The organism is Butyricimonas faecihominis (assembly GCF_033096445.1).
Classification (GTDB): Bacteria; Bacteroidota; Bacteroidia; order Bacteroidales; family Marinifilaceae; genus Butyricimonas; species Butyricimonas faecihominis.
This window is the reverse complement of record NZ_AP028155.1, coordinates 2,222,940-2,243,434: the sequence shown is the minus strand read 5'-3', so window position 1 is coordinate 2,243,434 and position 20,495 is coordinate 2,222,940. Positions and strand designations below refer to the sequence as shown.

General features: G+C 44.2%; 18 protein-coding genes and 1 pseudogene. 2 read left to right on the top strand and 17 right to left on the bottom strand.

Going from position 1 to position 20,495, the window contains the following annotated elements; all coding sequences use genetic code 11:
• Window positions 1-12: 12 nt before the first annotated feature.
• The 10 genes from R8806_RS09330 to R8806_RS09285 all read right to left on the bottom strand — a co-directional run bounded on the left by R8806_RS09330 (window position 13) and on the right by R8806_RS09285 (window position 8,811).
• Entirely contained in the window at window positions 13-2,232 is a 2,220-nt protein-coding gene (locus R8806_RS09330) for a GH92 family glycosyl hydrolase (protein ID WP_124316531.1), read from the bottom strand.
• A gap of 12 nt (window positions 2,233-2,244) precedes the next feature.
• Window positions 2,245-3,198, bottom strand: a complete 954-nt coding sequence (locus tag R8806_RS09325) for an ROK family protein (RefSeq protein ID WP_124316530.1) — start codon at window positions 3,196-3,198, stop codon at window positions 2,245-2,247.
• Window positions 3,199-3,474: 276 nt separating this feature from the next.
• The gene (locus R8806_RS09320) at window positions 3,475-4,182 is read right to left on the bottom strand and encodes a tRNA1(Val) (adenine(37)-N6)-methyltransferase (protein WP_124316529.1); all 708 of its coding nucleotides are present in this window, start codon (window positions 4,180-4,182) and stop codon (window positions 3,475-3,477) included.
• A gap of 111 nt (window positions 4,183-4,293) precedes the next feature.
• On the bottom strand, window positions 4,294-4,704 hold the full coding sequence (locus R8806_RS09315) for a DUF5606 family protein (RefSeq protein ID WP_027202748.1): 411 nt from the start codon (window positions 4,702-4,704) through the stop codon (window positions 4,294-4,296).
• A gap of 108 nt (window positions 4,705-4,812) precedes the next feature.
• Window positions 4,813-5,547, bottom strand: a complete 735-nt coding sequence (locus R8806_RS09310; protein WP_151412129.1) for a TerB family tellurite resistance protein — start codon at window positions 5,545-5,547, stop codon at window positions 4,813-4,815.
• 1 nt (window position 5,548) lies between these two features.
• The gene (gene coaE / locus R8806_RS09305; protein ID WP_124317824.1) at window positions 5,549-6,148 is read right to left on the bottom strand and encodes a dephospho-CoA kinase; all 600 of its coding nucleotides are present in this window, start codon (window positions 6,146-6,148) and stop codon (window positions 5,549-5,551) included.
• A 4-nt stretch (window positions 6,149-6,152) separates the two neighbouring features.
• On the bottom strand, window positions 6,153-7,142 hold the full coding sequence (locus R8806_RS09300) for a CdaR family protein (protein WP_124317823.1): 990 nt from the start codon (window positions 7,140-7,142) through the stop codon (window positions 6,153-6,155).
• 90 nt (window positions 7,143-7,232) lie between these two features.
• Window positions 7,233-7,553: a preprotein translocase subunit YajC gene (gene yajC / locus R8806_RS09295; RefSeq protein WP_183312863.1), complete on the bottom strand. Its 321-nt coding sequence runs from the start codon at window positions 7,551-7,553 to the stop codon at window positions 7,233-7,235.
• A 12-nt stretch (window positions 7,554-7,565) separates the two neighbouring features.
• Window positions 7,566-8,003, bottom strand: coding sequence for a DUF1573 domain-containing protein (locus R8806_RS09290; protein WP_124317822.1), 438 nt, complete (start codon window positions 8,001-8,003; stop codon window positions 7,566-7,568).
• A 37-nt stretch (window positions 8,004-8,040) separates the two neighbouring features.
• Window positions 8,041-8,811: an AMP nucleosidase gene (locus R8806_RS09285; protein ID WP_087421311.1), complete on the bottom strand. Its 771-nt coding sequence runs from the start codon at window positions 8,809-8,811 to the stop codon at window positions 8,041-8,043.
• A 107-nt stretch (window positions 8,812-8,918) separates the two neighbouring features.
• On the opposite strand from R8806_RS09285, the gene R8806_RS09280 reads away from it, so the two are divergent.
• Window positions 8,919-10,178: an S-adenosylmethionine:tRNA ribosyltransferase-isomerase gene (locus R8806_RS09280; protein ID WP_124317821.1), complete on the top strand. Its 1,260-nt coding sequence runs from the start codon at window positions 8,919-8,921 to the stop codon at window positions 10,176-10,178.
• A 4-nt stretch (window positions 10,179-10,182) separates the two neighbouring features.
• The gene (locus tag R8806_RS09275; protein ID WP_124317820.1) at window positions 10,183-10,626 is read left to right on the top strand and encodes a type I restriction enzyme HsdR N-terminal domain-containing protein; all 444 of its coding nucleotides are present in this window, start codon (window positions 10,183-10,185) and stop codon (window positions 10,624-10,626) included.
• 720 nt (window positions 10,627-11,346) lie between these two features.
• On the opposite strand, the gene meaB is transcribed toward R8806_RS09275, so the two are convergent.
• From meaB to R8806_RS09240, 7 genes and pseudogenes are all read right to left on the bottom strand, one after another.
• Window positions 11,347-12,459, bottom strand: coding sequence for a methylmalonyl Co-A mutase-associated GTPase MeaB (gene meaB, locus R8806_RS09270; RefSeq protein ID WP_087421059.1), 1,113 nt, complete (start codon window positions 12,457-12,459; stop codon window positions 11,347-11,349).
• A 202-nt stretch (window positions 12,460-12,661) separates the two neighbouring features.
• Window positions 12,662-12,928, bottom strand: a pseudogene (locus R8806_RS09265) (HU family DNA-binding protein); the annotation flags it as partial.
• An 11-nt stretch (window positions 12,929-12,939) separates the two neighbouring features.
• The gene (locus R8806_RS09260) at window positions 12,940-15,762 is read right to left on the bottom strand and encodes a fimbrial protein (protein ID WP_229782911.1); all 2,823 of its coding nucleotides are present in this window, start codon (window positions 15,760-15,762) and stop codon (window positions 12,940-12,942) included.
• Window positions 15,763-15,771: 9 nt separating this feature from the next.
• Window positions 15,772-16,824 carry a fimbrillin family protein gene (locus R8806_RS09255; RefSeq protein ID WP_124317665.1) on the bottom strand — a complete coding sequence of 351 codons (1,053 nt, stop codon included), beginning with the start codon at window positions 16,822-16,824 and terminating at the stop codon, window positions 15,772-15,774.
• Between the two features lie 101 nt (window positions 16,825-16,925).
• The gene (locus tag R8806_RS09250; RefSeq protein WP_317715810.1) at window positions 16,926-17,984 is read right to left on the bottom strand and encodes a fimbrillin family protein; all 1,059 of its coding nucleotides are present in this window, start codon (window positions 17,982-17,984) and stop codon (window positions 16,926-16,928) included.
• Window positions 17,985-18,040: 56 nt separating this feature from the next.
• A complete protein-coding gene (locus tag R8806_RS09245; protein ID WP_124318327.1) occupies window positions 18,041-19,051 on the bottom strand; it encodes a DUF5119 domain-containing protein in 1,011 nt (336 codons plus the stop codon).
• A complete protein-coding gene (locus R8806_RS09240) occupies window positions 19,048-20,247 on the bottom strand; it encodes a DUF3575 domain-containing protein (RefSeq protein ID WP_162613769.1) in 1,200 nt (399 codons plus the stop codon). The genes R8806_RS09245 and R8806_RS09240 overlap by 4 nt, the downstream gene beginning before the upstream one ends.
• Window positions 20,248-20,495: the final 248 nt, after the last annotated feature.

The window sequence follows — 20,495 nt, the reverse complement described above, 5'->3', positions numbered from 1 at the left end:
CCTTGACTCTGTTTATTCTTTTATTTTTGAGGGATTTTCAGGTGTTAACACGAATTCCAATTCTCCACCATCCATGATTTCGTCATGAGTAATCCAAGTGCGATCGAGTTTGTCTCCATTCAGTAAAACTTCTTTCACGTAGATATATTGGTCGTTTTCTCGGTTTGCTTTAATGACAAATTTACGATCTTGTCCCAATTTGATTGTTACTTTCTTGAACATGGGTGTTCCCAGTTGATATTTTCCGTCACTCGGGTTCATGGGATAAAAGCCCATGGCAGAGAAAACATACCATGCAGACATTTGTCCGCAATCTTCATTGCCACAAAGTCCGTCGGGACGATCCGTGTAGAGTTCCCGTCTGATTTTATCCACGTAATATTGTGTTTTGTAGGGCGTATCCGTGTAATTGAACAAGTAAACCACGTGGTGTGAGGGTTCGTTTCCTTGGGCGTATTGTCCGATCAACCCGCTGATGTCGGGGGAAACATTGTCCCCCTCGATGGTTGAGGGAAGGGTGAACAGGCTGTCCAGTTTGTTGGCGAAAGCGGTTTTCCCCCCGTGTAATGCGATAAGTCCCTCCACGTCATGTGGTACAAACCATGAATATTGCCATGCGTTTCCTTCGGTGTAGTCATCATCCCTGTGGGCTGAAGCAAACGGGGAGAAAGGTGTTTTCCAGTTTCCATCGGAAAGCTTTGCCCGCATGAAACCGGTAGAGGAATCGAACACGTTTTTATAGTTCTTGGAGGCTTCCATGAAATAGAGGTAGTCATCCTCTTTATTCAGGGCTTTGGCCATTTGTGCCATACACCAGTCATCGTAGGCGTATTCGAGGGTTTTGGAAACAGATTCTTTTTCGAGGTCACAGGGAATATAGTTATAAGTTCTGAATAGTCCCAGTCCATTCCCTTGGGATAGAGACGTTTCTTTCATGGCCTCGTAGGCTTTTTCAACATCGAAATTCCGAATACCTTTCAAGTAAGCCTCCGTGATGATGGGGATGGCGTGATTCCCGATCATGCAATGACTTTCGTTGCCCATCAGTTCCCAGTTCGGGAGCAAGCCGTGGGCTTCGTAATGGCGAATGAATGATTTTATCATGTCATTTACCCTGTTCTTCTGGGTGATTGTGAACAGGGGATGAGCGGCACGGAAGGTGTCCCACAATGAAAATACGGTGTATTGATTTGCTTTACCCACGCTATGAATCTCTCCGTCCGGACCTTTGTAATTCCCGTGTGCATCAGAAAAAAGATAGGGAGCCAAATAGGCATGGTATAATGCCGTGTAAAAAACTCTCGTTTCTTCTTTGCTGGCACCTTCTGCTTTAATTCTAGATAGAATGCGTTTCCATCGTTGTTTCGCCTCCCGTTTCACTTTGTCAAAGCTCCAGTGAGAAAGTTCTTTGTCTAGGTTTGCGGCGGCCCCCTCGCAGTTCGCGGAGGAAAGGCTTACTTTCACGAGGACCTTATTGGTGGTTGTTCCGAAATCAATGAACGCGTATCCTTGATTGGAAACCAGTTTCTGCCCGTTCTTTAATAATTTCAGCGTGTCATTTCCAGCCCAGACGTCTACATCTTGGGAAAATTCCATGAAAAAGTAAACATTATGTTCTTTTGCCCATCCGGTTGACTTCCGGTATCCTTGTATGGTCCGGTTATTGATTTTCTTGATCGAGGTCATCACGGTCCGGTCCCAGTTACGTGCGGTTGTCAGGTCAAGAGTTAATCCGTAAACCGAGTTGGTTGGGTATTGATAGGAGTGCATCCCGCAACGAGAGGTTACCGTTAACTCGGTTTTAATCCCGTTGTCGAAGGTCACGCTGTAATATCCCGGTTCAGCCGTTTCATTGGCATGAGAGAATTTGGCATATCCTTTCGTGATGAAATCGATCGCTTTTTCTCCCACTTGCGGGCGGGTCGTGACAGGCAACAGGCGGATGTCCTGTAAGTCCCCAATACCTGTTCCGCTCAAATGCGAATGGGAAAACGAGGATATAATACTATCGCTGTAATGATAACCGGAACACCACTCCCAACCACTTCTTGGGTTATCCGGACTGAGCTGAATCCCGCCAAACGGGACGGTCGCCCCGGGGAAACAGTGTCCCTGACCGGCAGTGCCGATGAATGGATCAACAAAATCCGTTACTCGAGTTTCTTTTTCTCTTTGGCAAGATGTCAAAAGACCGATAAAACAAAGCAGGAGTAGAAGGAGTCGTGTTCTCATGGTGTTTAATGTCTAATTGTTTAATTCAGTCCATACAAGTGCGGATGCTCCATAAATGGCGGCATTCGTGGGAAGAGACGAACGAAGTATTTTGATTTTTTGTTTAAATATATACAGCATATTGGCTTCCATTTGTTCCTGTGTGGTTTTGAAAAGCCATTCTCCCGCATTGGCTACCCCTCCTTGAAGGAATATCGCCTCCGGGCTGATAATGGCTACTAGGTTAGCCAAGGCTTTACCCAGTTGCTCGCCCGTGATCCGGAAGGCCTCCAAGGCGATCGGGTCTCCTTTTTGTGCAACGTCATATACTTTTTTAGCCGTGATTTCCGTGTAAGGAATATCTCTTAACGCGCTAGGCGTATTTTCCAAGGCGAGTAATTCGCAGGCGGTGCGCTTTATTCCGGTGGCAGAGGCGTATGTTTCCAAGCACCCCCGACGTCCGCAATTGCAGTATCTATCCCCACCACAAACCAGCGTGTGGCCTACTTCACCTGCCAGCCCGTCATGTCCGTACACTAATTTCCCGTTCACCACGATGCCACTTCCCAAGCCTGTTCCCAGCGTGATCACGACGAAGTCTTTCATCCCTTTTGCCCCGCCGTACACCATTTCACCGATAGCGGCAGCTTTGGCGTCATTGGTGATAAAAGCAGGTACGCCAAATTGTTTAGTCAAAAGTTCTACCATCGGGATGGTTCCTTTCCAAGATAAATTTGCCGCGTTTTCGATGGTTCCGTTGAAGTAGTTCCCGTTGGGAGCGCCGACCCCGATACCGACAAGTTGCACGTCTAATTTGTCCAGTTCTTTCTTCACTGTTTTGTACAGGTCTTGGACAAAATCTTGTGGTGTGTTATATGCAGTTGTGGGTAATGAGCCATTTGCCAGACAGTTACCGCTTTTATCAATGATGCCGAATGCGATATTGGTTCCTCCAATATCAATACCTAGTGAGACAGTTGTTTGCATAATAATATATAAATTTGACAACAAAAATAATTGCAACCTAATGCGTGGTTAAAAGTAATAAAAAAAAATAAGAGACCGATGGGGCGATCTCTTATTTAATTACTAACTACTAACCTAAACATACAAACTTATGAAAAAAAACTGTGTCTTCTATCTGTTTTCTACATTACAAAGATAGGGGGTATTCTCATATTCGATAGTTAATAGATCGTTAATCTTTTCTGTAAGGAGATTTAAATCCTGATGAAAATGTGGAACGGGATAAACCTTCGGGAATCAGAGTTTCAAGTAAAAATCTCTGGTTAGGTTCGCGTAACTCTCGTGAAGTGTATGTCTCTCTATTTCAAGGGTTATTGAATCTTTTATGAGGTGTTTTTTTACTTTCGAGAGTTCGATGAGTTGACGTTTGGGAGCCTTGTCGGGAGTGGGGTAAACTGTTGATAATTTGTTAACAAACCATTTTTTGCCTTGGGTTAATTCTATAAAATGTTTGGCTTCGTTAACAGGTAGTATGACACAGAGTTTGCCTTCCGGTAAGAGTAAATTGTCGCTAACTTGGAGAAGATCCTCGTGTGATAATGTTTCGCAATGCCGGGCTAACGTGCGATTGAGTTCCGGATTTTTAGTAGAATTGATAAAGAAAGGCGGGTTACAAACAATGATGTCGTATTTATGCGGGGGTGCAAATGCTTGCACTTCACCTTGAAAAAGATGGATACGTTCCCGCCATGATGTATTGTTCGCATTCTCCCGTGCCTGCTCAAAAGCTGCCGGGTCAATTTCAATAGCATCAATAATTAATTCGGGATTGCGTTGTGCCGCCATGATGGCTATAAGTCCGGTTCCTGTACCGATATCAAGCAAACGTCGTGCATGAGTTACAGCAGTCCACGCTCCCAAAAGGACACCATCCGTGCCGACTTTCATGGCACATCTTTCTTGCCGAATGGTGAATTGTTTGAATTGGAAATAGTCGTTTGCCATGACGGGATAATGGGTTTGTAAAGTTTGAAAGTTTATAAGGTTTATAAAGTCTCATTATGTTAGTAGAGATATAACTTTATAAACCTTACAAACTTTATGGACTTTATAAACTTATTCTTCTTTCTTTTCTTCTTCCGGTTCGTCGAAGTTCAAAAGATTTTTGTCTAGTAATAAATTATACCATTGGATCATTTTCCGCATGTCTGAAACGTAAACGCGATCTGCATCATATTCCGGGATGACAGATTCTATATAATTCGTGATCGCGGCGGATGATTCTTTGTGATTGATAGCCGGTTTCCCCTCTTCTTTTTCGTACATACGTTTGAACACGGTTTTCAGAGGCATGTCTTCATCTTCCGTGTAAATTGAAATATCTTCGAGGGCGATAATTTTAGCATTAGAATATGCAGGAAAGCGTTTCCCGTCAAGTAATGATTCTACAATCAAGGCATTTGCGGTGTTATTGATTAATTTGAATAACCCGGGTTTTCCTGATATGGATAAAATTTCTTTCAACATATTTCTTTCTTTTTGTGTTTTGTTATTGGTGGGCAAAAGTACGAATCAATGTTTAAAAGTAAAAGCAATGAAATATTTATTTTTTTAATTTCAATCCACTCTACCCGACTAATTGATGCCCCGTTGTTTTTTGATTTTCTCGTAAGCCTCGTTGATGGCCATGAATTTCTTCTCGGCAGCCTTGCGAATATCTTCTCCCATGTACCCGACTTTGTCCGGGTGGTTTTCGATAGCCATTTTCCGGTAAGCTTTTTTCACTTCCTCGTCGGTAGCGGAGGACGTGATGCCTAGGATGCTGTAAGCAGAATCCAAATCGTCATAGTACATGGCTTTGATTGACTGGTACGTGGTTGAATCAATTCCCAGTAAATTAGCTATTTTATCCAGCAGGGAAATTTCGTGTTTACATACCGTTCCGTCGGCCTTGGCCAGTCCGAACAGGAAATATAATAATTGTGTACGGGAATAGACGTTCATGTTCATGCGGATCTGGGTGCAAACTTGATCCACCTCGATGTTTTTGTTCAATAGGTCCTTGATAATCGTCAAGGCCTCTCGTTCTCCTTCCAGCCCGAAATTATCCCGGAAGAACTTTTTCACGTAGTCCAGTTCATTGCGGGTCACTTTCCCGTCGGCTTTCATCAAGGCTGTTGCCAAGACGACAAGGCTCAGCAAAAAGTCACCTCTTCCCGTGGGGCGGGTACCCGGATCGTTCGCCGGGCCGGATGTTACAACTGTTGCCGTGTCGAACGTGGAACCGATGAAGTAACCGAACAAGGCTCCGATGGGACCTCCCATGACAAAACCTAAACCAGCTCCGATCCATTTTCCGTATTTTGCCATATTATGCTTGTTTTGAATGAATATTGTTTAATTGATGAATGATGGAAAGGATTTGTTTTATCACCTTGTCATCATTATTGTTGTAAATTACGAAATCCGATTTCGATTGTTTTATTTCATCGGGCATTTGATTGTTGATACGTTCAATCACTTTCTCCCGGGTGGTAGCGTCTCTTGAGATCACCCGTTCCACGCGGGTTTCCAAGTCTGTCGAGATTAGAATAATGTAATCAAAAAGGTGTTCGAGTTTTGCTTCGAACAGAATGGCCGATTCGAAGAATAGAAACGGGCGTCGTTGTGCCGAACACCACGTCATGAAATCCCGTGTTACGGCAGGATGAACAATGCCATTTACTTGCTTGATCGCCTCTTTATCATTGAATATGATTGTTGCCAGCCGTTTTTTATCCAGATACCCGTCGGGCTGGTAAATGTCTTTGCCGAATAGCTCGGTTAAATGTTTCTTGATTTCTTCATCCCGGTTGATTAGCTCGGATGCCTTGGAGTCACTAATATACACGGGGTACCCCAATGTCTCGATAATTTTAGCTATCGTGGATTTTCCACTTCCGATGCCTCCTGTCAAACCAATTTTTAGCATGGGATTATTTTTTCTTTTCGATAAGATACTCGACGGTTTCCGGGGTGAATACCAAGTCTTTTATGTGACGGGGAGAGCGCTCGATTTGGATTTTCAAGGATGCCGGGTTGTTCTTGATTTGGTTGTAATCCACGTAGAAAGAGAAACTGGTGTCGGAAACTACTTCATAGCGGCTTAATCCCACGTCAAATGTCACGTCAATGGCGTGAGGGAACAGGCGGATCAAGAGTGAGTCCGGGAGATTTTTAACGACGAGGGGTACTGTTTTTTTAGATTCCGTGAATCGTTCCACTTCGACCTTGACTTTAGCGTCATTTTCATTGATCTGGGTTCCGTAGATTTCCTCAAACGATACGGTTTTGGTCACGTCTTTCGAGAGGTTTTTTAAAGAGATCGGTTCCGTGTACACCGCTTTTAGCGTGTCAAGAATGGAGGCCGGTCCACTGATGTCCACGTAATCGGGGGTAACGGAAATATCGTTTTTCAACATGTACTGCCGTTTCAACGTGTAATCGACCCGGGGAATTACCGGAACTCTTTTACTTTCGAACCGGGAGAACTGAAATGTGATACTTTCCGGTTTAATGGAGATTAGCTGGATGTCCGTGTTCAACTGGGCGCTGATCCGCTCTTTTATCTCTGACGTGTTTACCGTGTATTCCAACTGGTCTTTTTTGTCCAGTAACGAGTTCACGTTAAGCACGATCGGTAGAAAAGAGGTGCTGATGCTGTAACGCAGCAAGGCGAAACCGTGGGCCTTTATAGCCAACGTCATCTCTTTGGGTGGTTCGGAAACGAGTAGCTTTCCTTTGGGGAGATCCATGTATTTTATCGGGTAGGTGATTTCCGTGGTATATTCTTTATTCAATGCGTTTAAAAACCATAGCACAGTCGCGATGATAACGCATACCCCGTACGTGACTACATTACGTTTGATGTGTAATTCATGGGATGCACCGAAATAGCCTAGTATTTTACCGATAAGACCACGCATATACTGGAAGAGTTACAAGTTGCAGGTTACAAGTTGCAGGTTACAAAGAATGAAACTTGTAACTGGCGAACTTGTAACCTGTAACTAAAATTATTTGCTAGCCGGAACGTCCGTCATGTCTTTCACGATGGCTTCCTTGCTTACTTTTAATCTGGCTTGACTTTCTACTTCAATGATAACGGTAAAGTCGTTGATCTCGACAATTTTTCCGAAGATTCCCCCGGTTGTCATGATTTTGTCGCCTTTTTTCAATTCATCCCGGTATTTTTTCAATTCTTTTTGTCTTTTCATCTGGGGTCTGATCATGAAGAACCAGAATACAACGACAATAAGAATAAGGGGTAAGAATTGCATGAAAGCGTTACCTTGTGTAGCAGTTTGTTGTAATGTTAACATGAAAATTGTGTTCATAAATTTACTTTTTTATTTATTCTTGATATTTGCGATTATTTTTAGTTCAATCACTTTTTCCGGAACGTTTGCAAAGATATTAATTACTTTGTATTGTTTACCATATCTGCCCGAAGAGTTAAATTCAACCTCGATTTTTCCTTCTCCTCCCGGCGGGATCGGTTTTTTGTCATACTTGGGCGTGGTGCAGCCACAACTAGCCTCCACGTTGAGAATAACAAGACTTTTGGTCCCCGTGTTTTTGAAACGGAACGTGTGCGTGACGATTTCTCCTTCTTGCAGGTCACCAAAGTTGAATGATTTTTGAGGGAATTCAATTTTGGCAATGGCATTGGAATCATTCACGCTCGTTGGGGTATTTACTTCCTGCCCATCCTGTTTTTTACTTTTGCTGTCACATGAACAGGCAAGAATGATCCCTAAGAAGATGTAAAATAGTCCCTTCAGCATATGTAATTAATTTGACAACGAAAATACGACATAATATTTAAAAAATGAGATGCCTCATGGAATAATTTTTATCCTTGATGTATTGCATGGTTTCAATGCCAATATCGAGATGTTGCCGGACGAAATTTTGCGTGACGATTTTGTCTGATTCAGACGTTTTTATGCCGTCGGAAATCATGGGCCTGTCTGATATTAGCAATAAAGCTCCCGTCGGAATACGGTTGGCGAACCCGACGGTGAAAATCGTGGCGGTTTCCATGTCCACGGCCAGCGCCCGTGTTTTTATCAAGTATTCTTTGAAATTCTCGTCGAATTCCCATACTCGTCGGTTGGTGGTATACACCACTCCCGTGTAATATTGCCTGTCATGATTCGTGATTATTTTTGAACAGGCTTTCTGAACGCTGAAAGAGGGTAGGGAAGGGACTTCTTTCGGCATGTAGTCGTTGGATGTACCCTCGCCTTTAATGGCGGCAATAGGAAGGATGTAGTCCCCCTCGTGGTGTTTGGCTTTTAGTCCCCCGCATTTCCCGATAAATAGCACGGCCTCTGGTTCTATGGCGGAAAGCAAGTCTAGAACGGTGGCGGCGTTGGCGCTACCCATTCCGAAGTTAATCATGGTGATCCCGTCGTGCGAAACGTTGGGCATATTTTTATTCTCGCCAATGATAGGAGCATTGTATTTTTCAGCGAACAGATCTAGGTAGTAATCAAAGTTAGTCAGGATGATGTGTTTTGAAAAATCTTCCAAGGCCCGTCCCGTGTACCGGGGCAGCCAATCCTCCACTATATCTTTTTTTGTTTTCATGCTCATAATATGTCGGTTGGGAAATTTGAGAATGGAGTATCCCATTTCCTTTTTTTTCGTTATTTATCATTACTTTTGCAGCCTTAAAAGTAAGATATTATTGCCGAATGACAAAAAAAATAGCGATCGAAAATTCTCGTGAAATGGTAGAAAAGCTAAAAGAAATTAGGATCGAGGATTACACGTATGATTTACCCGACGAACGGATTGCCAAGTTTCCACTGGAAAACCGGGAGGCGTCGAAGTTGTTGATTTATGACGAGGGTAGGATTGACGAGAGGCATTTTTACGAGGTGCCGGAAATTCTTGATGCCGGGAAGATGTTGGTGTTTAACAACACGAAGGTGATCTATGCCCGGATTCTTTTTCAGAAGGTCACGGGAGCCATGATCGAGGTTTTCTGTTTGGAACCTTACCGGCCCTCGGACTACGTGCAGAGCTTTGCCGCTTACGGGAAGTGCGAGTGGAAATGTATGGTCGGAAATTTGAAGAAATGGAAAGAGGGAACGATTTTTTGTCATTACCGGTTTGAGGGGAAAGAGTATCAGTTGGCCGCGACGCGGAAACTTCGGGAAGAGAATGATGTTATCGTGGAATTTACTTGGGATGCCCCGGCCAGTTTCAGTGAAGTGCTAGAGTGTTGCGGACGTATCCCGATCCCACCATACTTGAACCGGGAGTCGGAAGAGGATGACAAGATTCGCTATCAAACGGTGTATTCCAAAAATGAAGGATCGGTGGCAGCCCCGACGGCCGGGTTGCATTTCAGCGTCCCCGTGTTGAAAGCCTTGCGGGAAAAAGGGATAACGATCGAGGAGCTGACCTTGCACGTGGGGGCCGGGACGTTTCGTCCCGTGAAAAGCGAGACGATCGGGGGCCACGATATGCACACGGAACATATTTCTGTTCGGCGGGAAGTCGTGGAGCATCTGTGTACTCACCCGGAAAATATTATTGCCGTGGGAACGACATCCGTCCGTACGCTGGAAAGCCTTTACTGGATGGGCGTGAAACGAATTTTGGGAGATGAGGATTTCAGTTCTCTGGGACAGTGGGAGGCTTACGACTTGCCTTCCGGTTACTCGTTGAAAGAGTCTATGACTGCCTTGCTGGGGTGGTTCGATGAACGAGATGTCGAATTGTTGAAGGCTAAGACCACGATTATTATTGTTCCCGGCTATTCGTACCGGGTGATCACGGCGATGTTTACTAATTTCCATCAGCCACAGAGTACGTTATTATTATTGGTTGCGGCGGCTATCGGGGAAGATTGGCACAAAGTGTATGATTACGCCTTGGCTCATGATTTCCGTTTTTTGAGTTATGGTGATAGTAGTTTTTTGAAAGTAAGAAAAGATAAAAAGTGATTGCGTGAAAAGTTTGAACTTACCTCCTTTCGAGTACAAGGTGAAAAAGCAGAACGGGCAGATCTGGATTTTCGATATGATTCGGAAAAGGTACGTCGTTTTGACCCCGGAAGAGTGGGTGAGGCAGCATTTTATTCATTTTTTGATCGAGAGTAAAGGTTATCCCGCCCAGTTGATTGCCGTCGAGAAAGAGATTCAAGTGTGCGGCATGAAAAGGCGTTTTGATCTGGTGTGTTATGACAGGCAGGCGAACCCTTACTTGATCGTGGAGTGTAAAGCGCCTTCCGTGGCGTTATCGCAGGCTGTCTTCGATCAGGCATTCCAGTATAATCTGTCCATTGCAGCTCGTTTTATCGCGATTACGAACGGGTGCTTGCATTTTTGCGGGGAGATCTCCGGGAATGGAAAATTTCAAATGTTAGCCGAAATTCCGAATTTTTGCGGGTAAACAGGATTTTTGTTTAAAAGAATTGAACATATCCCCGGCATCGCCTAAGCGATGCCGATGGGAATGTAACATGTTCTTTCACATACAATTTGCAACCATAGAGGCGGACTCTGAATTTCTAAAGGCTACATTAATCCTTCTATATCATTAAACCAACGTTTAATGCCACTCAAATATAAACAAATTTCGCCAAATTCTCACAAATCATTTCTTTTTTTTGAATCTGTGTATCAACAATTCACAGGTTATTAAAAAATTATTATATTTGTTAGGTATGGATGAAATGAATTTTTATTAAACGTTCGTTTAATGATTCTTCTACAAAGGAATATTTGACGCTTGTACTTATCTTAAAACTGTATTTTCGGAATATGTGTTGGTATGTCCTAACATAAATCAATACTTTTATCGGGGCTTAGAATAGATAAAAATTTGAAATTGGATCTATGTTGACCTATTGTTGTCTTGTTTCGTGCGGATGTGTCCTATGTTATTTTTACTAATCATCTGTTAAAATGGCGGCGATAATCGGGCGACTAGGCGGCGACAATCGGGCGATGGCGCCTAATTACCTGCCAACAGTCGCCCAACAGTCAGGTAATTTTCATGTAAAGCCCTGTGAGAAGGTGTTCTCAGGTGATATAAAACCAGAACGGGAGATCATCCAAAGGTGATTTCGGATATTCTCCCGTTCCGAGTAGGTTGGAAGTATTTTTACGATTATAGTTTCGTATCTTCCTTGAAATAGTTGTCTAACAAGCGGAAGGCCGCAGCAAAAGAACTTTCCTCGTTATGCTGCACTTTTTCTTCTGCCTCTTTTATTTGTTCTTTCTGGCTCTGGTAGAAACGATTCCTCAGTTGTTCGTCAATGGTTTCGTACATCCAGTACTTGGCTTGTTCGCTGCGACGGATGTCGAAATATTTGCTTTGTTGGGTTTCGCTGCAATAGTGCAGTATGTTTTCCCATATTTCCTTGATCCCGGTTTTCTCGTAAGCGGAGCAGGTCATGACCTTCGGTTCCACGCCTGATTCGTGAGGGGGGAAGAGGTGAAGAGCATTTTGCAACTGAACTTTAGCAAGTTCGGCACGGGTGATGTTGTTACCGTCAGCCTTGTTAATGATAATACTGTCGGCCATTTCCATGATGCCTCGCTTGATGCCTTGCAATTCATCCCCGGCTCCGGCAATTTGTACCAGCAGGAAGAAATCGACCATCGAATGTACGGCAGTTTCACTTTGACCGACCCCGACGGTTTCAATCAAGGTAATGTCAAATCCGGCAGCCTCGCAGAGCAACATGGCCTCTCTCGTTTTGCGGGCAACGCCGCCCAGCGAGCCGGCCGATGGGGAAGGGCGGATGTAGGCGTGTGGATCACAGGCTAACTCTTCCATACGGGTTTTATCTCCAAGAATACTCCCTTTTGAACGTTCACTACTCGGGTCGATGGCAAGCACGGCAATTTTATGTCCTTGTCCGGTAAGGAATTTCCCGAACGCCTCGATGAAAGTACTTTTCCCGGCCCCGGGTACACCCGTGATCCCGATACGGACGGATTTACCCGTGTTCGGGAGGCAACGGTTGATTACTTCCTGTGCCATGGCTTGGTGGTCAACGCGGGCGCTTTCCACGAGGGTAATGGCTTGGCTTAAAATGTTAATGTCCCCGCGAAGAATACCTGCCACGTACTCGTCCGCGGTAAGCGTCTTTTTCCTCAGATGCTTCAATCTTTCTGCGATGGCCGGGTTCACGGGATCCGGCTGTTCGATACCCTTGTTGACGGCCAGTCCTTCATAACAAGCTTCGTTTTCAGGATGTTCTATATTTTGTTGCATAGCGTTTTAAATTAATCTTCGACAAAGATAGAGTTAATGTGGGGAAGTTACAAGTAAAAAATCGTGGTTTCAGGGTGAGTCTTATCCCGGAAAGTTTATTGTATGCAGGAGCGATGAATAACGAGGAAGGCGAGATCCATCGCGGAATCTCGCCTCGGTATTCAGGGAATCTTGATGAAAAGAGTCCCCTTTCTGGTTGCATTTATTTTCTTTTTTGTAACGTTGGTTTAAATTTTATCACTTTCCGGGAATCAAGGTGTCGTCGTTCTTTCGAGTACACGTTGTAACTTATTCGCGGGCCTCGCTCTTGGGTATAAAAGGAACCGAATCCCATGAACGTCACCCGTCCCCCGGCGAGTATAACCTCGGAAATGCAGTCGATCGTAGCTTGTAGCGTCGTGTGAACGTCCTTTTTCTTGAATCCGGTGCGCTCTGCGATAAGTGCTGTAAGTTCTCGTTTATTCATATATACTTTTTTTACTAATTAATGTCTCTTACACAGCGGACTCCGCCACGGTCTTCGTCTTTGTGATTAATCAAGTAATATACCGATCCTTCATTTTCAACGGAAAAACCAACGCGTTCGCCACCGGCTGTGTTAAAGCTGAAACTACTTCTGGAAAAATGGTCGCTCAGGGGCCAAGAGGTCGCGTTTCTTGGCATCCTGGAGTACATTAATGCCAGTTCTCTTTGATTGGGAACCCTCCATCCTTTGGGGCATACCGGATTTGTTCCTCCGGGTTGAGAGCGGGCGTTAACCATCTCCCAGGTTAACCCGTTTCCGTATGTCTTGGCATTTATTTCAAAAGCGTTCCAAGGTTTGTTGTACCCGCGAACGTCTCGTTCGTTGTGATTGGGCAACTCTTCTACGGTACTGAAACCTCGTATCGATTTGGGATCTAGTTTTGTTAAAGTGATGGTTCTATTTGCGGCATCATACGTGACGAAATCTTCTGGATGGTCATTTTCGCTCGCCTTTTTGGCTAGTCCTAGATTCCTGACACACCTGTAGTACACCTTGGTCGAGGTAATGGATCCGGGTCCATTTAAAGGACCGACGGTTGAACCTTCCGAAGACCACAATATCTGGGGAATGTCCCTGTAAGTATAAGGAAACAAATTAGTACCCAATCCTTGGCGGTCTTTATCTAGTACGGTGCTGCTGGCGTACCATTGTTTGTTTTCTTCCCACGTGCTGAATTTGTATAGTCGGGATTGCGAGTCAAAGGAGTTTTCTCCGATCCACAAGTCCGAGAGTTGATTGATACTGGCCAAGTACCATTGAACCTCCTCCTTGTCGATTCGCCCGTTGCCATTCATGTCGCGATTAAGGCGCAAGCATTTGTACTTGGCCGCTTCATACGAAGCTTGCATTTCCCATGTCGTGGGATCTATGTAGGTGTTCCAATTCATGGTTTCGTTTCCAATCCACATGTTGATGGAGTTTTTTCGTCCGTTATTGAGATCGTTATACGTGCGATTCGTTTTAGTTCTTTCTGTTTCAAACGGGAGAAGAGTTTCATCCTGTATAGCCTCGGAGCCCCATGCGGTGAAGTTTTCAGTCAAGTTTTTGTTATACATGGTTTGTATGGATGATTGCCTGATGGAGTACAATGCGATGGATTTGGTACTCATCTGGTCTTGACTGTATTGAAGATTGGATAAAATATTGAGCACTCTTTCCTGTGTATTGACGAATTTTTTCCAAAGCCCGTTTTCCACGGTTTCAGATGTGTTTTCCGGGTTCACGTCATAGTAATACTCTTTAAGATAGGTGGTAAATATGATTTTATCTCCACTATCAAATAAATGGTTCCCTTGTGATGCGAGATACCTGCGTTTACATTCCTTCAAAATGCTGACGAGTTGTTTGATGTTTAGCATTTTCTGTGTTCCATTGTTTATATCGTTCATGTAACGATCCAGGGGGTGTTGGTACTTCTTATCTTTGAATTCGGCATCCGTGTAAACACCATTATCTCCTTGGTAGGTTACAAAAGTTTCGGTATAAAAATTTCTACTTTTTGTGTTAATGTTGAAATATATCCAGTCATAGTCTTTGGGATTTTCATTTTCTGCTCCATTGGAGAATGGGGTGTAAACGTTCCAAGTCAAGCTCTCGTCGATATTCTTTTGCTCGAAAGTTGTCGTGAAAATTTCATTGTGGGCATCGAATCTTTTAATTCGTTCGGCGACAACAACATCTCCCTCGCTTCCGGGTGAGGGTTCTTCGCCTGTTGTTGATTCAACCTCGACGATGATGTCTTCCACGCTATTGATGGTTACCGTGTAAGTATAAAAATGATTTCTGAGGCTGTTGTAATCGTTCACGCCATTCACTCCTCCGAGGTGAATGGTGTAAGTTACGTCTGCTGAAATTTCTTGTCCCCCGCCGATGCTATAAAAAACATTTCCTTTCAATTTCACGTAGGTCGCCCGTTGATCCGCGTACCGGTAAGCCCCGTTTGTCACGCTTCCGTCAGCGTTAGGTGTTTTTTCTTGTTTTTCCCGTAGGGCATATTGATCGCGATATTCCCCCTCTGCGGGTATTGTTTCCTTGGGGTTTACTTTGTTTTCGGGTATGTAGAACGCGAACGTGATGGCGTTCGTGGTGGAGATTTCAAAGTTATTCCACTCGCTGTTAAAGTAATTCTCAAATTCAAATTGTCCTTGTGTGGTGTTCGGTAACACGCTTACTTCTCGCGGTATAGCCACGATCTTCCACTCGCGAGGGGTGAATGTTACGCCTTCTTTCGTTTGCACGTTGAAACGTACTTTTGCGTCGGTTCGTGTCAATGGGATGTCGATCGTGTTATTTTGGTTTGCTATTAACTCGGCTCCTTCTTTCATCCCGCTCATCAGAAACTGGATTCCTCTCTCGATGTATTTTCCCTGCATGTGCGATGTCAGTGCCAGCAAATCGGCTTTCGAGGTGACGGCATCCAGCTTCGTGTCGTTCAGGTCGTGAATCGTCGTGTTGATGTTCGCGATAACAGCTATGGTCTTGCCGTTCCCGGCGGGAATGTTCTCCACCTTGGTCGTGTAAGTCTTTGATTGGTGTATGTTATTGTAAAATTGTCCGAACACCTTGCTCCCGTCTTGATTGAAAACGAACACGTAAGCGTTGCTTATTATTTGTTCATCCTCGTCACTTGACACGGCGCGTGACAGCGTGTTGTCTGAAGAGTTGAAATTCAATGTTAATGTTGCATTCCCGCTATTTTCATGGTCCCCGAGTTTATCATCTTGACAGGCGGCTAGGACAAGCATCAAGGCATATGCGATGTATATATATCTTTTCATAGTTTTCTGTTATTTAAATTCGGGTACGTTAATTGTTTGTTGTTGCCATGACTCTACCGTGCAGGTCAATGTTAAGTCTGCCAAAGTGGAAACTAGTATATTTATCGAGTAGCGTTGCCCGGCGATCAAAGTACTTATTATCCGGTTTAGTGGGACTGTTATCGTTTGGGTCTGAATATTTCCTGTCACTTGGTATTCCACGGTGACTTTAATCTCGTCCGAATCATCAATCCCTTGTGGCAATAGCATCAGGGATGCGTTGTCGGTGCTGATTGGCTGGTAGGTGGTCGTGATGGTTTTCAAGTTCACGTCCTTTAGTAGTCCGTTATTGATGGTTAGCATATAGGATTTGTCCGAGGCGTCCTCGGTCGGTGTCCAAGAAAATGTCCCCGGGGTATTGCCGACGTCGTAAGAGAGTGTCGCTTTGTTCTTGAAATTCCCGAGGGTGATGGAGGTTACTTTCACCGGGAAATCGCAAGCGTCTGTCATCTTGGCTTTGAACACGATGCACGAGAGAGCGTGTCGGAATGTTAATGGTAACTTACCGTCGGCGTTCCTCGATGTTTTCGTTTGGTTGAGTAGGGGAACGGATACGAGTAAATCTCGTTGGATAATCACGTCATCCGGTACCGTGTAGGTTAGTTGGGGATACCCCGCCGTGGAGGAGGAGGAACTTAAAGAGGTGTACGAATCTCCTTGGCTTGCGTAAGGGGAATAGGCGAAAAATGACAGTTTCCCATTATTAGGCCAGAACATGAGAGGCTCGTAAGTCCATGTGCCACTTGTCTTTTTCACGTGGGTGTTACACATGAAATTCGGGGTGCTAGTCCCCGGGATAAAAGCGTCGGCCGTGTAGTAGGCGTATACACCGAAATCTTGCATGTCGTCGTTTCCCGTTTCGCTTCCCCGGGCTTGATCAGCCTGGATGAAGGATTCGTGAAATGGCGTGGCAATAAAATCTATTTTATCACCGTCGTTGGCAGGTTCCGGGGCGTTTTTGTCGCACGATGTGAACGCGATCAATAGGGCTGCCGACAGTAAAATGTATTCTTTTCTTTTCATCGTTTGACTTTTTTGAGGTTTTATTAGTACCCGCGGGCAGACGTTCAACCGCCCGCGAGTGAGCCGTTAGGCCATGTTTAGGGTTGCATGAAACGCGAGGGCTATTTTACCTCGATGGTACCACCATCAACAGGTTGCCACTCTTCTACTGTCGTTTCGAATTCGATCGGATTCAAAATGCCTGCTGTTGCGCCGATGTTTAAGTTGTAAGTGATCTTTTGATTTCTTTTCCACTCTCCGGAAATACCGACTGTTACAGGAGCATATTTACTTTCGCTACCTTTTAGATAAATTTTTATACCATCTGCAAGTTTTTGGTATATCTTGCAATTGATCGTCAGGTAATTACCAGTTCCTACATTTTCTGTATTTGCCTCCAAGGTTTGTGGCAATAGCATCAATGCCTTGTCTGCGCTTCCGATCGTGGTGAATGCTTGAGCGCCATTCGTTACTTGATAACCTGCTTCATTAATGGCATCGGAGGTAACCGTGTAGCTGGCTGGAGTAGCCTCAGTGTTTAAAGTCCATGCTTCTGTCGAAGATGCAAAAGTTCCCGTGTTTTTCAGATTGTGAATTTGAATCCCGTTCTCCTCAACATCCACGAACAGGTTTGTGGCACTTGTCCCGATTGCAAAATGCACCTGAGTCAAGGCGTGTTTGAATGGCATGGTTACGCTGTTTCCGTTATCAGGTTTTGTTTGGTTTGTGGCAACAGCGTACATTAAGTCCACTTGATTGGCTTCTTCGGCTGGAACGGTATAGTTCAACGTTAAACCGGTCGTGGCGAAAGTTTTCGCCGTGATAGCTGCATTCTCGTGCGGGGAATAGGCGTAAAAATCAAGCAATTCGCCATTCACAGGCCAGTAAGCTTGATCGCTTGCTTGGGCGTAAGTCCATTTCGCCCCGTCAGATACGATTTGAATGCCCTCGGCAGTCGTTCCCATGTAAGGACTTTCATTTAGGACTGCATTTATCTTGATAAATGCAGTTACTCCAAAGGCGTTGTCTTTTGTTAAAAATTCGTTATTGTCATCTACCGGGTTTCCCCTGGAGATGTTCTTGTAAGTGGAGAACCCGATCAGGTTACCCTCCTTATTGATTTCCGAATCAACCACGTCGTTTTTTGCGCAACCGGCAAGCATGGCTGCCGCAGTTAGCATTGTACAATAGATTCTTTTTCATGATCAGTAAATTAAAAGTGAATAATTCATTATTTTTAAATTGGTAATTCCGTTTCAATTTCTTCCCATTCTTCAACCTCCGGGTGGAAAACCCCGTCACCGTTACCGATGGCTTCCGGGAGAGTCACCTCGGCCCGGATTTTGTGGACGGTTTGTACCCCGTCATGTGAAGTTTCAATTAAATCTTTCACGTTAAGGGAAACCGTGTGGGTTTCTCCGTTCACGAGGATGAAATTCATGACGAGTTGGTGATCATTGAGGCATTTCCCGTTTGCTTTTTCCGGACCAAACGAGATGAGTTGCTTCGTGATCGTGGCGAGTTTATAGTTGTCCGGGTCTACCCGTTTGTTGTTCAGCACGAACTCGTGTGTGATACCATGCCCGAACTTTATCGCTTTTTCCATGTTTTCGCTTTCACACATGGCCGTCAGGTGGGAACGTGGGGCCCCGGCAGCTGACGTGATGTTCATCACTTTTACCTCAATGTCGATTAATTCTGTTTGTCGTTCCGGGGTGACTTCGATCGTTTGGCTGACCTCGTGTTCTCCGGTAGCCGGCTTTTCCTTGTAATAGTGAATATCTTTCGGGGTAATCTCGATCGCCTTGACGAGTGCTCTGGCTAGGATGTCGCATGCTGTCAAGTAGGAATTATTATCTTCTGCTTTTGATAATAGATTCGCGTACTTCGGCTCTTTATTGGCCGAAATGACAGCGTTGAACGTGTGTAGGTTTTCGATACCGGTAAAGTCAATGCTTGCTAATTCCTCTTCCGTGTTGTTTATCACCATGATGTCATATTTACCCGGGTAAAGGGGAATATCAATCGTGTTAGGGTCGCTGCTGATCAAACATTCACAGACAGCTTTTCCGCTTTCGTTGTCGAACACGTAGGCTGAGGTACCGTTCGGTTCTAATTGTGAGGGTTCCCAATTGATATTCAGGCGTACAAATCCTTGTTCTTCCGTGGCGTAAAACAGATTGTCCCTGTCGCATGAAGAGCAGGCAAGTGTGAAACAAAGAGTTGCGATATAAATTATGTTTTTCATTTCACACCTCCTTCTTTTTTTACTGTTTTTTTATTTAATAACCAAACGAGGGAAACTTTTGCGAACGTTGGACCAAACCATTGTTTCCTCTCTACTTTCCACGGGAACCTGAAAACTTTTATGTCCCCGTACATCGTGTCGTTCACTTTATCATACTCTTTCGTGTCCCTTTGTAAATAACCCACGCCGAGGCTATACTCCATGTGGAAATGCTTGCCGATCTTGTGAGCGTAAGCGGCTTGAAGACCTGCATCAAAGAAGTCGCCTTGTTCCCCGTCTTTATCGAAAAGTTGTAGATCGTATTTCCCCACTCCGCCGTAAAGGCCAATGTTCCATCCCGTGAGAACTTCTTTTGCGTCACGATCCCCGAGCCAGTATTTCACGCTGGCGTGTCCCGATAGTAATTGCATGGTCCAGTCGGCACGTGATGCTTTCCACCACGGGAATATTCCTTCTGCAGCCACGGACCATTGTTTACCGATGGGAATTTCTATTTCTAGGTTCACGGCCGAAAGCACGTCGTAGAGAAGGTTCGTTTTCATGGCGAATAACGGTTTCGAGATGATTAGCGGGATGACCGGAGTCTCCGGTTCCGATTTTTGTGGAGGGATAATCTTCTCTTCTTTCTTCGGTTCCTCCTTCTTTTCTTCCTTGACAGGCTCCCGCTTATAGTAGATCACGCAGACAGCACCCGTGCGTAATTGTGGTAAGAAGTTTTTCCTGATATAACGCCATGATTCCCCGTTCGCTAGAGTCTTGATCAACCATTCCTTGGCTCCGTTCTCACGATCGGAATTTATGATGTTAATTAATCTTTCCCGGTGCGGGATGTTTTTATCCGTTTCGATCATACGTTTGAAATCAACCCAGTTCTCACCGGTGTATCGTGCATAGACAAGCTCTTTTTTGATCTCGGGATATTTCCCCGTGATATAAGCTTTGACACTTTCGGCTCTTTTCCTCGATAACTCCAGGTTGTATGCTTCCTTGCCATCAGGAGAAGAGGAGGCCACGATGGTAATGGAGTCGAGATTAGGTATGATTAATTCATTTTTGATTAACTCATCCAGTTTCTTCAAAGATTCATTGTTTCCCATGTACGTGCTATCTAAAATAGCCCCGTCAATTTTAAAATAGAGGACAATGTTGTTTGTCGAGTCTGTCTTGTGTTGATGTTCCTGAGCCCGAACACGCATTATGCTTCCAGTTAAAAGCATTATTAAAATAAGAATGATTGCATACACCTTCATGATTTGTAATATTTCTGATTTATTGTCAATATCAAAAAATGATCATTTAATGATGTTAATTTGTTTAACAATTTTTATATAATACAAAAACCATATAACTATATAATTATCAGCTACAAAAAAAGTAATTTCAAAAAAAACGTTATATGATTAAATATTGTATTTTTGTTGTCGGAATAAATGATCGTTTTTTG

Coding starts and splice junctions, on each gene's coding strand:
- R8806_RS09330 (WP_124316531.1), bottom strand. CDS start 2,232: ATGAGAACACGACTCCTTCTACTCCTGCTTTGTTTTATCGGTCTTTTG.
- R8806_RS09325 (WP_124316530.1), bottom strand. CDS start 3,198: ATGCAAACAACTGTCTCACTAGGTATTGATATTGGAGGAACCAATATC.
- R8806_RS09320 (WP_124316529.1), bottom strand. CDS start 4,182: ATGGCAAACGACTATTTCCAATTCAAACAATTCACCATTCGGCAAGAA.
- R8806_RS09315 (WP_027202748.1), bottom strand. CDS start 4,704: ATGTTGAAAGAAATTTTATCCATATCAGGAAAACCCGGGTTATTCAAA.
- R8806_RS09310 (WP_151412129.1), bottom strand. CDS start 5,547: ATGGCAAAATACGGAAAATGGATCGGAGCTGGTTTAGGTTTTGTCATG.
- coaE (WP_124317824.1), bottom strand. CDS start 6,148: ATGCTAAAAATTGGTTTGACAGGAGGCATCGGAAGTGGAAAATCCACG.
- R8806_RS09300 (WP_124317823.1), bottom strand. CDS start 7,142: ATGCGTGGTCTTATCGGTAAAATACTAGGCTATTTCGGTGCATCCCAT.
- yajC (WP_183312863.1), bottom strand. CDS start 7,553: ATGAACACAATTTTCATGTTAACATTACAACAAACTGCTACACAAGGT.
- R8806_RS09290 (WP_124317822.1), bottom strand. CDS start 8,003: ATGCTGAAGGGACTATTTTACATCTTCTTAGGGATCATTCTTGCCTGT.
- R8806_RS09285 (WP_087421311.1), bottom strand. CDS start 8,811: ATGAAAACAAAAAAAGATATAGTGGAGGATTGGCTGCCCCGGTACACG.
- R8806_RS09280 (WP_124317821.1), top strand. CDS start 8,919: ATGACAAAAAAAATAGCGATCGAAAATTCTCGTGAAATGGTAGAAAAG.
- meaB (WP_087421059.1), bottom strand. CDS start 12,459: ATGCAACAAAATATAGAACATCCTGAAAACGAAGCTTGTTATGAAGGA.
- R8806_RS09260 (WP_229782911.1), bottom strand. CDS start 15,762: ATGAAAAGATATATATACATCGCATATGCCTTGATGCTTGTCCTAGCC.
- R8806_RS09255 (WP_124317665.1), bottom strand. CDS start 16,824: ATGAAAAGAAAAGAATACATTTTACTGTCGGCAGCCCTATTGATCGCG.
- R8806_RS09250 (WP_317715810.1), bottom strand. CDS start 17,984: ATGCTAACTGCGGCAGCCATGCTTGCCGGTTGCGCAAAAAACGACGTG.
- R8806_RS09245 (WP_124318327.1), bottom strand. CDS start 19,051: ATGAAAAACATAATTTATATCGCAACTCTTTGTTTCACACTTGCCTGC.
- R8806_RS09240 (WP_162613769.1), bottom strand. CDS start 20,247: ATGCGTGTTCGGGCTCAGGAACATCAACACAAGACAGACTCGACAAAC.